This window comes from Arthrobacter sp. TB 23 (assembly GCF_000294595.1).
GTDB lineage: Bacteria > Actinomycetota > Actinomycetes > Actinomycetales > Micrococcaceae > Arthrobacter_D.
In genome coordinates, this window is sequence record NZ_ALPM01000029.1 from 1 (window position 1) to 12,415 (window position 12,415).

11 protein-coding genes are annotated in these 12,415 nt (G+C 63.1%); 2 read left to right on the top strand and 9 right to left on the bottom strand.

Annotated elements, in window-relative coordinates; translation table 11 throughout:
- Positions 1-65 precede the first annotated feature (65 nt).
- From htpX to B384_RS0103595, 4 genes are all read right to left on the bottom strand, one after another.
- Positions 66-944 carry a zinc metalloprotease HtpX gene (gene htpX, locus B384_RS0103580; RefSeq protein WP_019481772.1) on the bottom strand — a complete coding sequence of 293 codons (879 nt, stop codon included), beginning with the start codon at positions 942-944 and terminating at the stop codon, positions 66-68.
- A 110-nt stretch (positions 945-1,054) separates the two neighbouring features.
- Positions 1,055-2,335, bottom strand: coding sequence for an MFS transporter (locus B384_RS0103585; RefSeq protein ID WP_019481773.1), 1,281 nt, complete (start codon positions 2,333-2,335; stop codon positions 1,055-1,057).
- Positions 2,336-2,685: 350 nt separating this feature from the next.
- On the bottom strand, positions 2,686-3,393 hold the full coding sequence (locus B384_RS0103590; protein WP_019481774.1) for an alpha/beta fold hydrolase: 708 nt from the start codon (positions 3,391-3,393) through the stop codon (positions 2,686-2,688).
- Positions 3,380-4,138: an alpha/beta fold hydrolase gene (locus tag B384_RS0103595; protein WP_162148006.1), complete on the bottom strand. Its 759-nt coding sequence runs from the start codon at positions 4,136-4,138 to the stop codon at positions 3,380-3,382. The genes B384_RS0103590 and B384_RS0103595 overlap by 14 nt, the downstream gene beginning before the upstream one ends.
- Positions 4,139-4,243: 105 nt before the next feature.
- Here B384_RS0103595 and B384_RS0103600 point away from each other — a divergent pair, with 105 nt between their 5' ends.
- Together B384_RS0103600 and B384_RS0103605 are read left to right on the top strand one after the other, a co-directional pair.
- Positions 4,244-4,693, top strand: a complete 450-nt coding sequence (locus B384_RS0103600; protein WP_019481776.1) for a Fur family transcriptional regulator — start codon at positions 4,244-4,246, stop codon at positions 4,691-4,693.
- 55 nt (positions 4,694-4,748) lie between these two features.
- Entirely contained in the window at positions 4,749-6,242 is a 1,494-nt protein-coding gene (locus B384_RS0103605) for a catalase (RefSeq protein ID WP_019481777.1), read from the top strand.
- Between the two features lie 98 nt (positions 6,243-6,340).
- On the opposite strand, the gene B384_RS0103610 is transcribed toward B384_RS0103605, so the two are convergent.
- The 5 genes from B384_RS0103610 to exaC all read right to left on the bottom strand — a co-directional run bounded on the left by B384_RS0103610 (position 6,341) and on the right by exaC (position 12,365).
- Positions 6,341-6,937 (bottom strand): TetR/AcrR family transcriptional regulator, encoded by a 597-nt coding sequence (locus B384_RS0103610; protein ID WP_019481778.1) that lies wholly within the window; start codon positions 6,935-6,937, stop codon positions 6,341-6,343.
- 60 nt (positions 6,938-6,997) lie between these two features.
- Entirely contained in the window at positions 6,998-9,565 is a 2,568-nt protein-coding gene (locus B384_RS0103615; protein WP_019481779.1) for an MMPL family transporter, read from the bottom strand.
- Between the two features lie 88 nt (positions 9,566-9,653).
- The gene (locus tag B384_RS0103620; protein WP_156808950.1) at positions 9,654-10,298 is read right to left on the bottom strand and encodes a TetR/AcrR family transcriptional regulator; all 645 of its coding nucleotides are present in this window, start codon (positions 10,296-10,298) and stop codon (positions 9,654-9,656) included.
- Between the two features lie 123 nt (positions 10,299-10,421).
- Positions 10,422-10,817, bottom strand: a complete 396-nt coding sequence (locus B384_RS0103625) for a DUF779 domain-containing protein (RefSeq protein ID WP_019481781.1) — start codon at positions 10,815-10,817, stop codon at positions 10,422-10,424.
- A 24-nt stretch (positions 10,818-10,841) separates the two neighbouring features.
- A complete protein-coding gene (gene exaC / locus B384_RS0103630) occupies positions 10,842-12,365 on the bottom strand; it encodes an acetaldehyde dehydrogenase ExaC (RefSeq protein ID WP_019481782.1) in 1,524 nt (507 codons plus the stop codon).
- Between the last annotated feature and the right edge of the window lie 50 nt (positions 12,366-12,415).

Below are 12,415 nucleotides of genomic sequence, written 5' to 3' on the forward strand. Positions count from 1 at the left end.
AGCTCAGCATGCCTGGCGCCCTCGCCGGCATGGTTGCTGGCGCCGTCGTCGTAGGTTAAGAAGAACTACCGCAGCGTCTGGCCGGCCATCCGCTCAAGTCGCTGGACGCGATCGTCCATTGGCGGGTGACTGGCGAACATCTTCTGCACGCCACCGCCCTTGAAAGGGTTGGCGATCATCAGGTGCGAGGTATTGACGAGCTGCTGGCTCTGCGGCAGGGGTGCCTGCTGCGTGCCGCGCTCCAGCTTCCGCAGCGCCGAAGCCAAGGCGAGCGGGTCGCCGGTGAGCTTGGCGCCATCCTCATCGGCGTCGTATTCGCGGGTCCGGCCGATGGCTGAGCGCACCAGCATGGCAGCGAAGGGCGCCAGGATCGCGAGGAGGATCGCAGCGATGGGGTTCCCGCCGGAGTTCCGGTTGCCGCCCATCATGCCGGTGAACGCGAACATCTGCGCCACCGAGGTGATCACACCGGCCACCGCGGCTGCCATCGAGCTGAGCAGGATGTCGCGGTTGTACACGTGCATCAGCTCGTGTCCCAGCACGCCGCGCAGTTCGCGCTCATTCAGCAGATTCAGGATGCCCTGCGTGCAGCAGACCGCTGAGTTCTCGGGGTTACGGCCGGTAGCGAAGGCATTGGGCGCCATGGTGGGTGAAACGTACAGGCGCGGCATTGGCTTGTTGGCCTTGGTGCTGAGCTCGCGCACAATGCGGTACATGGCCGGGGCCTGCTGCTCGGTCACCGGCATTGCCTTCATCGCCCGAATGGCGAGCTTGTCGCTGTTCCAGTAGCTGTACGCCACCGAACCCACGCCGATCAGCGCGAAGATCCAGATGAAGGCTGAACTGCCCGTGGCACCGGCAATAACAGCACCAAAGACCAGAAAGATACCCATAAGGGCGCCAAACAGCATTACCGTCTTGGCGCCATTGAAATGATTATGCACTGAAACTGCCAACTCCTTGAGTATCGGTCGTTCATCCCGTACAACGCACCGAATAACTGGACTGTTCCACATCCGGCGCTATTCACAGACCCTGATGTTCTGGCCCGCGGCTACGGTTCGGGGTTACGTGAATCGTACTGCGCAAAGCGTGGTTGGCGCTTCATCAAAATGATGACCAACACAATGCAGAGCAACCCGCCACAAACTGCAGTCCAGCCCTCCCCCAGCCACTCGGCGTTTCCGCCAGCCACCATGTCACCCAACCGCGGGCCACCGGCCACGACGACGATGAACACTCCCTGCAGGCGCCCCCTCATCGCATCGGGGGTAGCCGACTGCAGGATGGTGCTGCGGAAAACGCCGCTGATGGAATCGGAGATCCCGGCGAAGACCAGGCAGATCGCCGCCGGGATGATCCACGGGGACAGGGTGTCGGGCGCGGCGGCCTGGGAGTTGCCCGCCATCACCACCACCAGCCCGAAGGCACTGACCGAGGCTCCCCACCCAATCACCGACCACATCACGGCCAGTCCTTGCCGGTGAATATGGCCCAACGGCCCTGAGAACAACCCCGCGAGGACAGCGCCGACGGCAACAGAGGCCAACAGGATCCCGACTGTCAGCTCGCCGCCGCCAATGAGTACCGCCCCGATCGCTGGCAGCAGCGCCCGCGGCTGGGCCATCACCATGGCTGCGAGGTCAATCAGGAACGTCATCCGGATATTGGGCCGCGTACCCAGATATCTGAATCCCTCAAGCACCGTGGCGAGGCCAGCTTTCCGGACCTTGCCTTCCGGGGGCATCGGGGGCAGCTTGAACAGTGCCCACAGCGCTGCGGTGAAGGTGACGACGTCGACCGTGTAGGTCCAGCCGTATCCCACCTGAGCAACCAGTAACCCGGCGAACAGTGGACCCACGGTCATCGCCAATCCGAAGGTGATCATGCTGAGCGCGTTGGCGGCCGGCAGCAGTTCGGGACGGACGAGTCGCGGAATGATTGCGGTCCGGGTGGGTTGGTTGATTCCTGCGGCGCCCGAGTGGACTGCCACCAGGGCGTAGAGCAGCCACACGTTTTCGATGCCCGCCCAGGCTTGCGCGGCGATCGCCATGGTGCTGCCCCACAGGAAGAATCCGGAGACCAGAGCCACTTTGCGCCGGTCATGCGCATCAGCAATCGCACCGCCGTAAAGTCCGGCAACCACCAGCGGAACCAGGGCGAACAACCCCAGCAGGCCAACGCTCAGGCTGGACTCGGTCAGGCTGTATACCTGCAGGCTCACAGCGACGAGGGTCAGCTGGGTGCCGACCGCTGACAGCGCCATCCCGAAGAACAGTCTGCGGAACGCAGGGCTCTCTTTCAGAGGGGTGATATCGGCGAGGAGTCTGGGCACTTATGAAGTGTAACGGCGAAGTGGTTTCCTCCAGCAACCAACGATCCCGGAGCATGGAACCCGGCTGAGCAACCACTGCGTTTCCATCGCGGCCGATACCGGCAGCCGCGCCCCAAACCGGCGAACGCAGCAGATATACCGGGGGCGTTCGCCGGTATCTGCTGCGTTCGCCCGGATCGGGGGCGAACCACTCCGGCGCGGGACTCGGTCGGGCTGCGGGTCGGGAATTCGGGCGAACCACTCCGGCGCGGGACTCCGGGCGTGCCGCGGGTCGGGACACCAGGCAAACAAACCGGGCGCGGACTCTCGGCAAGGACCGGAGCGCTTAGGTCGAACGAGCTATCTGCCGCTCAGCCCGCATTGGAGCCGTGGTCGGCGATCGACTGGTCGACGACGTCGAGCAGCCGCTTGTCGCCGATGATCCGGAAGTGCCCCATGGTCGGCAGCTGAATATTCTCGGCTCCTGGCAGCTGGCTGCCCCGCGGAATGTGGGGGTCGAAGCTGCTGTAGATGGAGGTGATCCGTGCGTTTGACTCAATATTGGCCAGCTGGGTGCGGAGGAACTTGTTCCCCGGTGAGAACGCCCTGATGCTCGGCAGGATGAAGAAATTCGCGTAGATGGAACCCGAGAACGGCGAGTTGATGGCGATCAGTTGCCGCACGCGGTCTCCGCTGTCGGGCTGCGTCATCACGTACTTTCCAATAAGCCCGCCCTTGCTGTGGGCCACGAAAACAACATCGGTCAGGTCGTGGGCCGCCAGATACTCAGCAACGTACCTTCCCATGGACTGGACGGTGCCCCGGTTGTACCCGAGCTGCTGGACCACATGGACCGGGTGGCCAGCCGACGCCAGATGAGCCGCGACCGGGCGCATGAACTGCCAGGTCTCGTAGATGCCGGGAATGAGAAGCACCGGCGGACCGGCCTTACCGTTGGCACCACGGTCGGGGGTCAGGTATTTGGCTGGATCCTCCCGGAAGAGGAACCCGTGCACCTGCCAATATCCTACGTAGACGTAGTCCAGCACCCACGACCAGGCTCGTTTAGCGAGCAACACGTGATGTTTCGCCAAGGCAGAATCGGGCGGTGGGTTCGGGCGAGCGATACATCATCACATGGGGCTCCCCCTGGATTTCCCCGGTTGTCACGTCCTGACCGGTGGCCGCCAGTCGACTAAGCCAGTCGGCGGGCACAATCGGGTCGCGGCTTCCCCGCACCAGAGTGACCGGACAAGCAATTTCCGGCAGCGCGTCCTCCAGCCGGTGTTCCAGCATGGAAGGCAGAGTCTTCAGATACCACCTCATCCCGGCCCGGAAATAGTCGGAAATCACAATGTAGTTGGCCACCGGCGACTCCCGCAGGGTGTCTTGCGCCAGACGCATCATCTGCGTGGCAGCGGTCCGCTCCCGATCGTTGATGGTGGGCGCGAGCAGCACCAGCCGGCCCACCAACTCGGGGGCAGCACGCACCGCTTCCGCGGCAACCTGGGAGCCCATTGAGTGTCCGACGACGACGGCGTCGCGCACTCCGAGGATCCGCATCACAGCAGCGGCAATACCGCCAAACTCCTTGACCGTGAGTCGGCGCCGCGGCGCGGGCATCGCCCCGAACCCGGGCAGCTCAATGGCGTGCACGGTGCAGGTCCGGGCAAGGCGTTCGGCAAGCGGTTCGAAATAGCGGGTGGAGACCCCGATCCCATGAATCAGGACCACCTCGCGGCTGCCAGTTCCGACGGTCCTGACCGAACAGGAAACCCCGTCCACTACGACGGTTTGGGAGTGCTCCCAGATGGATCGGCTCATGAACATCCCTCTCAGTGATCTACTAACGGTACCCAACGCCCGGCCGCCCCAACGCCACCGGCGCGCCTATTATGAGTTTCTCAGAATAAATGGTTGACTGAGGTCATGACCGAGATGGCAACACAACCGGAAGTCGCTGAGGCGCAGTGGGCTACCGCCCTGCGTGCCAACGGGCGCCGGGTGACCCGCCAGCGCCTCGCGGTGCTGGCCGCCGTCGACCTGTCCCCCCATGCCACCACCGAGGACATCGCCGCCAGCGTCCGCGTCGATTTACCCGACATCACCGTGCAATCCGTGTACGTGGTGTTGGCCGATCTGACCGCACTGGGATTGCTGCGCCGGATCGAAACGCCCCACTCTCCCGCCCGGTACGAGACCCGCGTGGACGATAACCATCATCACGCCGTCTGCACCGGCTGCGGCCGCATCGAGGACGTCGATTGCGCCGTCGGCCACGCGCCCTGCCTGACCCCGCAGTGGCCGGAAGGCGCCAGCCCGATGACGATCCAGATTGCCGACGTCGTCTACCAGGGCCTTTGCGCCGATTGTCGCTAGTTCCACCCCTCACAGACCACCCCAAAGTCACTAACCGCACCAACAAAGGAGCCTTATGTCTTCGAACTTCAGCACCACCCAATCCGGAGCACCAGTCATTGATGACGCCAACTCGTCCAGCCTCGGCCGCGACGGTGCCATTCCCCTGACCGATCACTACCTGATCGAGAAGCTGGCACAGTTCAACCGCGAGCGTGTCCCCGAGCGCGTGGTCCACGCCAAGGGTGGCGGCGCGTTCGGTACCTTCGAGGTCACCTCGGACGTCAGCGAATACACCAAGGCGTCACTGTTCCAGCCAGGTGCTGTCACCGAGACGCTCCTGCGGTTCTCCTCGGTTGCCGGCGAGCAGGGCTCACCCGACACCTGGCGTGACCCCCGCGGGTTCGCCCTGAAGTTCTACACCGACGAGGGTAACTACGACCTGGTCGGCAACAACACCCCCGTCTTCTTCATCCGCGATGGCATCAAGTTCCCGGACTTCATCCACTCACAGAAGCGCCTGCCGGGCACCAACCTGCGCGACGCCGACATGCAGTGGGACTTCTGGACCCTCAGCCCCGAGTCAGCACACCAGGTGACCTGGCTGATGGGCGATCGCGGTCTGCCCAACTCCTGGCGCACCATGAATGGCTACGGATCGCACACCTTCATGTGGATCAACGAAGCCGGCGTGAAGTCCTGGGTCAAGTACCACTTCAAGTCCAACCAGGGCCACGAGGTGCTGACCGGAGACCAGGCCGAGGCGCTTGCTGGCTCGGACGCCGATCACCACCTGCGCGACCTGTCGGAGAACATCGCCGCTGGCAACTTCCCCAGCTGGGACCTCAAGGTCCAGATCATGCCGTACGACGACGCCAAGGACTACCGCTTCAACCCGTTCGACCTGACCAAGGTCTGGCCGCAGGGCGACTACCCGCTGATCCCCGTCGGCAAGCTCACCCTGAACCGCAACCCGGAGAACTACTTCGCGCAGATCGAGCAGGCCGCTTTCGCGCCGTCGAACTTCGTCCCCGGTATCGCAGCTAGCCCCGACCGCATGCTGCAGGCACGGATCTTCTCCTACGCTGACGCACACCGCTACCGTGTGGGCACCAACCACGCACAGCTGCCCGTGAATGCGCCGAAGAACGAGGTCCGCAACTACTCGAAGGACGGAGCAGCGCGCTACGACTTCAACTCGCCCTCCACCCCGGTCTACGCCCCAAACTCGGTGGGCGGCCCCGCAGCTGACCCGGCGCAGTACGGTCCACACGGCGGCTGGGAGAACGACGGCGATCTGGTGCGCGCCGCGCATTCCCTCCACGCTGAAGACGACGACTTCGGCCAGGCCGGCACCCTGTACCGCGAGGTGTTCGACGACGGTGAGCGGGCTCGCTTCCTCGAGACCATCACCGGTGCCGTCGGCGGCGTCACCATCGACGCCATCCGGGAACGGGCCATCCAGTACTGGACCAACGTCGACGTCGAACTCGGTGCCAAGCTTCGTGCGGCACTTGGCGCCGACGCCTCCGGTGGCAGCACCCAGGCCGAAGCAGCCAACAAGGTCTAACCGACTCACCCACTAATGGGTTTGAAAAAGGCGGGCACCTCACGGTGCCCGCCTTTTTCGGTTGGTGCGCTGCTTCAGGTCAGAAATTGTTGACTGGACTACTGTTGCTGGTCAAGTGCCCGGTCCAACCCATCGAAAAAGTAGTCCATCAAGAGCAGCAGCGCAGCCTCAGCAGCCGGCCGGTCCCGGTTGACGACGAAGTCATACTGCAATCCATAGATGCCCGAAATGTGGACCCGCGCGACGGCATCAGCCCGGTCCGCCGGCACACCCTGGTTCAACAGCCAGTCGCGGATGAAGCCATGCCAGTAGTCGAACTTCGCTACCGCGCTCTCCCTCGGCGTGGGGCTCACAGCGTCGTGCAGGGATGCTTCGAACTCCAACCGTTGCAGCTGCCGGTTGCGTTCGATCTGAGTCCACTTCCAGGACGCTATTGACCACTCGCGAAACTCCTCTCGGCTGAGCTCCGACGGGTCAGGTAGCCTCACCGTTTCGTCGCGACGCTCAATGTGGGTGACGATCTGGTTGACCAGCTCCTCGCGATTGCCAAAATGGTAGACCAGCACGTAACTGCTGATACCAAGGCCATCTGCCAAAGTACGAAAGCTGAGTCCTGCAAAGGTCTTATCCAGCAAGTAGTCCAGGATCTGGTCAAGCAGTTCCGTCTTGCGCTCTGGGTTGGGTGGTCTGGCCATGTCTTGAATAGTACGTCGGCTTACCTCTCAGGCAAGACCAGCGCACCCAGCGGCGACACCTTACCCCTTGACTGTTACCTGATCGACATCATCCGAGGCGTCAGTTTCCGAGGCCGGTACTGACTGGGCTAGTCGGGCGCCCTCGACATCCACGTCCGGCAGGATACGATCCAGCCACTTCGGCAGCCACCAGGCGTGCCTTCCCAGCAGGTACATAGCGGCAGGCACCAGGGTCATCCTGACCACAAAGGCGTCAATGAGCACCCCGAAGGCCAGACCAAACCCGATTGGCCGGACCATGGTCAGGTGGGAGAACACGAATCCGGCGAAGACCGCGACCATAATGATGGCAGCAGCGGTGACCACCCGCGCACCGTGGCTGAAGCCCACCCGGACGGCGCTCTTGGCGCTGCCTCCGTGGACCCAGGCCTCACGCATCCCCGAGACCAGGAACATCTGGTAATCCATTGCCAGCCCGAACAGGACGCCGATCAGGATGATGGGTAGGAAGCTGAGGATTGGTCCTGGGTTGGTCACCCCGAAAATGTCACCGAACCAGCCCCACTGGTAGATCGCTACGGTGGCACCGAAGCTGGCCAGCAGCGACAGCAGGAAACCTGCAGTGGCGATCAGGGGAACCAGGATCGATCTGAACACGAGGAGCAGCAGCACCAGCGACAGCCCGACGACGATCCCCAGGTAGAGGGGCATTGCTTCCATCAGCTTCTCTGAAACGTCGATGTTGGCTGCCGTCTGGCCGGTCACCGAGATCAGTACGCCGGTGTCCGACTCAATGACCGGCGCTGAGTCGCGGAGCTCCCGGACCAGTTCTTCGGTGCTCTCGCTGGCGGGCCCCTCGGTGGGGATCACCTGGAAAATGCCGGTCCGCCCGTCGTCGCTGACGCCCGCCGGAACGGCAGCGGCAGTGTTGTCCACTGTTGCAAGGCGGTCGGCGACCTCGAGCTGTAGCTCGCTTAGCTGAGCGTCAGAGTCGGTGGCGGGAAGATTAGCCACCACCAGCAGCGGACCGTTGGTCCCCTCGCCGAAGTACTCCCCCGCCAGCTCGTACGCCTGGAACGCCGTCGAGTCCACTGGCTCCGAGCCGCCGTCGGGCAGGCCCACCCGAAGTTCAAGGGCTGGGAGTGCGATGACTGCAAGGGCCGCAACGCCCGCGATGAGGGTGAGGATCGGTTTGCGGGTGGCAAAGCCTCCCCAGCCACGACCACTGGCCGACAGCTTGTCAGCCTCGAGCTGCAACTGCTCATGGGAGGAGTTGAGGTCGGACTCAGCCTCCGCTTTGGCCCACCGGCGGCGGGAGATCACCTTCCGGCCCATGAACCCGAGCAACGCCGGGGTCAGGGTGAGCGCCACGAGGACCGCGACGGCGACCGTGCCGGCGGCTGACATCCCGAGCAGGGTCAGGAACGGCAACCCCGGTACGGCTAGGGCCGCGAGGGCAATAATCACGGTGATGCCCGCAAACAGGACGGCGTTGCCAGCGGTACCGGTGGCCCGGCCAATCGACTCCTGCAGGTCCATGCCGCGAAGCAGCTGGGTCCGGTGCCGGTTCACAATGAACAGGGAGTAATCGATGCCGACAGCGAGTCCGAGCATCAAGGCGAGCACGGGGGTAATGGAGCTCATCGAGATGACGCTGGTCAGCGCAAAGGTCACACCCACTCCGACCCCGACGCCGACGATGGCCATCAGCAGCGGCAGCCCGGCAGCAACCAGGGTGCCGAGCATGACGATCAGCACGATGACAGCGACCAGCAGGCCGACGATCTCTGCGATCCCAAAGATTTCGGAAATGTCCTGGACGATTTCCTTGCTGTAATTGACCTCAACGCCCGCTTCGGTGGCAGCGTCGGCTGCAACCTGGACCGCTTCGCGGGTTTCCGGGGTGACGGCGTCAATCTGGGAATCAAACTGGACGCTGGCTACCGCTGCGGCGCCGTCGTCGGACACGAACTTGATTCCGGAGGACGCCTCGAGGGTTCGCTCGGCGAGGTCGAGCTCCGCGAGGCCCTCCTCAAGCTGACCCCGGCCTTCTTCAATCTCGGCAAGCGACGCGTCGAGCTGGGCCTGGCCTTCCGCCAGCTGAGCCTCGATTGCCGCCGCCTGCTCGGGTGGGAGCAGATCCCGGCTCTGTTCAAACTCGGCGCGCTGGGCATCCAGCTCGGCCTGACCGGCTTCTGCCTGCGCGGCACCGGCTTCGAGCTCGGTGGTGCCCTGCTCGATCTCAGCGCGGCCCTCGTCGATGCCGGCCTGGCCGTCCTCGAGCTGCCGGGAGATGTCGAAGGGATTAATGACTGATTCGACGCCCTCAACCTGTTCAAGGTCAGCGAGCGCGTCCTCGACAGCGGTCTGCTGTTCGTCGGTCATTGCAGCATCGGGGGTCGTGAACACAATGGTTCCCATACCGCCAATGGCCTCAGGCATGGTGTCCCTCAGCTCATCCAGGACACGCTGTGACTCAGTGCCGGGAATGGTGAAGTTGTTGCTCAACGTGCCCGAGAACGCGGCCGCTGAACCTCCCACGGCCAACAGAATGGCAAGCCACGCGGAAACAATCCACCAGCGCTGTCGTGATGCAAACTTGCCTAAGCGGTACAGCAGGTGTGCCATGAAGTGTTCCTCGGTTCGTTCGGTTGTTGGAAAGCAATAAGGGTGGGCGGACCGGTCGGCGTTGATCGGCCTGGCGGTTGCGGCCGGCTTAGCTGGGGTTACTGAATCCGTCGCGCAACATCGAGAGGGCGCCGACAATCTGGTCTTCCAGTTCACTCGCTGAATCGGCGGGTGGTGCATTGGATGCGGCGGCCCATACCTGCATTGCGGCCTTGACGCAGGAGAGCACAGCACCAACGAGCGCGAGCAGGTAGAGGGGATCGAGGTTGCCGCCCAGTCGTTCGTTGACCGCCTGGCGGATCCGGGTTTCGGCTCGCTCCCAGGCATGCAGTTGACTGCGCATCAGTTCGGGACTTTCCTCGGCCATCCGGAAGAGTTCCCCGCAGACGCTGAGATTCTCGGTCTTGGCAATGGCCGCGAGCGCCGCGATCATGGCGTCAAAGAGGGGCTCGTCCGCTGGCCTGGCCATGAATTCGGCGGCAGCCAGTTCGAGAAAGGCATCAGTGGAAGTGGTGAGCGCCTCTTCGGCGCTGTGGAAGTAGTTGAAGAAGGTGCGGCGTGACACGCCTGCTTCGGCGGCTACCTGATCCACGGTGAAGTTGCCCAGCCCGTGGGTGCGGGCAAACTCGAGCGCGGATACGGCGATGGCCCTTCGGGTGTCGAGCTTGTTCTGCTCGCGCCGGCCGGGCGAACCCGCGAGGACGGCACTCATCGCTACGGTTGGATCATTCACATTGTTACACTAAGTGCAATTTTGCATTCTGTGCAACCAGATTCGGTGTGCAACTCATCACGTTCACCCGTGATGGGCCTGCTGAAGCTGTCCGGCCCACGTGAAGATGGGCCGGACAGCTGGTCAGGACATCAACCGGGACCGGATCAGGAACCGGACTCCTTCCGGAGCTTCGACGGAGAACCCGCTCCCCCGCCCTGGAACCACATCGACCGTGAGGTGCGTATGCCGCCAGTACTCGAACTGTTCACGGGACATCCAGAACTCGATCAGCTGGGCGGCTTCGGCCCCCTCACCGACGTTGAGGACTCCGAGCAGCACATCGGCTTCCGCCGTAATAAAGTCATCCGCCGGGTAACACATTGGCGAGGACCCATCACAGCAGCCACCCGATTGGTGAAACATCAGGGGTCCGTGAAGATCCCACAGCTTCCTCAGCAGTTCCACCGCTGACTCCGTGAGCGCTACCCGCGAGAAATCTTCCCCGGGCAGCTCTACGGTGGCTTCGACTGTCATCATCGCTCCTTCAGGAATCGCCGCTCCTTAAAAGAAGCCCAGCTTGTCTTCGCTGTAGCTGACCAACAGGTTCTTGGTCTGCTGGTAGTGGTCAAGCATCATCGTGTGGTTTTCACGGCCGATGCCCGAGGACTTGTAGCCACCGAACGCAGCCCCGGCAGGGTAGGCGTGGTAGTTGTTCACCCAGACCCGTCCGGCCTGGATCTCGCGGCCGGCACGGTAGGCGACATTCCCGTTGCGGGACCAGACACCAGCGCCGAGCCCGTAGAGGGTGTCGTTGGCGATCTGCATTGCTTCGGTGTAGTCGCTGAAGCGGGTGACCGACACAACGGGTCCAAAGATCTCTTCCTGGAACACCCGCATGGAGTTGGTGCCCTCGAAGATGGTCGGCATTACATAGAAGCCTTCCGAGAGGTCGCCGTCGAGAGTAATCCGTTCACCACCGGTGAGGATTTTCGCCCCTTCCTGCCTGCCGATATCGAAGTAGGAGAGGATCTTTTCCAGCTGGTCATTGGATGCCTGGGCGCCGACCTGAGTGCTCGTGTCCAGCGGGTTGCCCTGAACCATTTTCTCGGTCCTCGCGAGGGCGTCGGCCATAAAGGAGTCATACATCGAGTCCTGGATCAGCGCCCGGGAAGGACAGGTGCATACTTCGCCCTGGTTGAACGCGAAGAGTGCGAACCCTTCAAGCGCCTTGTCATAGAACGCGTCCTTCTTGTCGGCAACATCGCCGAAGAAGATGTTGGGGCTCTTCCCGCCGAGTTCCAGGGTGACCGGGATGAGGTTCTGACTCGCGTACTGGCTGATCAACCGGCCGGTGGTCGTTTCACCGGTAAACGCGATCTTCCGGATCCGCTTCGACGACGCAAGTGGCTTGCCAGCCTCCACACCGAAACCGTTCACCACGTTGAGCACTCCCGGGGGCAGGATATCGCTGAGCAGCTCCATCAGCACCAGGATCGACGTCGGCGTCTGCTCGGCTGGTTTGAGGACGACGGCGTTGCCTGCGGCCAGCGCGGGGGCAAGTTTCCAGGTGGCCATCAGGATCGGGAAGTTCCAGGGGATGATCTGACCCACCACGCCGAGTGGCTCGTGGTAATGGTAGGCGGTCATGTTGTCGTCCAGCTGGGACAGGCGCCCCTCCTGTGCGCGGACAGCGCTGGCAAAGTAGCGGAAATGATCCGCTGCGAGCGGGAGGTCAGCGGCGAGCACCTCCCGGATGGGCTTGCCGTTGTCCCAGGTTTCGGCGACCGCCAGCATTTCCAGGTTCTCCTCGATCCGGTCCGCTACCCGGTTGAGGATCGCTGCACGCTCAGCCACTGACGTCTTGCCCCACCCGGGGGCAGCCTTGTGGGCGGCGTCGAGGGCCAGTTCGATGTCTTCGGCGGTGCCCCGCGCTACCTCGCAGAAGGCTTTGCCGTTGACTGGAGAGATATTCTCGAAGTACTGCCCCTTGATGGGGGCAACCCATTCACCGCCAATCCAGTTTTCGTAACGCGGCTTGAACGTTATCTTGGATCCATCTTGGCCGGGCTGGGCGTAAACAGTCATTGTTTAACTCCTTGGGTTCGAAAACAGGACGTCGTCGTCGTGTCTTCGAA

What these genes read in the sequence shown, in the direction of transcription:
- B384_RS0103600 (WP_019481776.1), top strand. Translation starts at nt 4,244, where the DNA reads ATGACCGAGATGGCAACACAACCGGAAGTCGCTGAGGCGCAGTGGGCT.
- B384_RS0103615 (WP_019481779.1), bottom strand. Translation starts at nt 9,565, where the DNA reads ATGGCACACCTGCTGTACCGCTTAGGCAAGTTTGCATCACGACAGCGC.
- B384_RS0103595 (WP_162148006.1), bottom strand. Translation starts at nt 4,138, where the DNA reads ATGAGCCGATCCATCTGGGAGCACTCCCAAACCGTCGTAGTGGACGGG.
- B384_RS0103605 (WP_019481777.1), top strand. Translation starts at nt 4,749, where the DNA reads ATGTCTTCGAACTTCAGCACCACCCAATCCGGAGCACCAGTCATTGAT.
- exaC (WP_019481782.1), bottom strand. Translation starts at nt 12,365, where the DNA reads ATGACTGTTTACGCCCAGCCCGGCCAAGATGGATCCAAGATAACGTTC.
- B384_RS0103610 (WP_019481778.1), bottom strand. Translation starts at nt 6,937, where the DNA reads ATGGCCAGACCACCCAACCCAGAGCGCAAGACGGAACTGCTTGACCAG.
- B384_RS0103625 (WP_019481781.1), bottom strand. Translation starts at nt 10,817, where the DNA reads ATGATGACAGTCGAAGCCACCGTAGAGCTGCCCGGGGAAGATTTCTCG.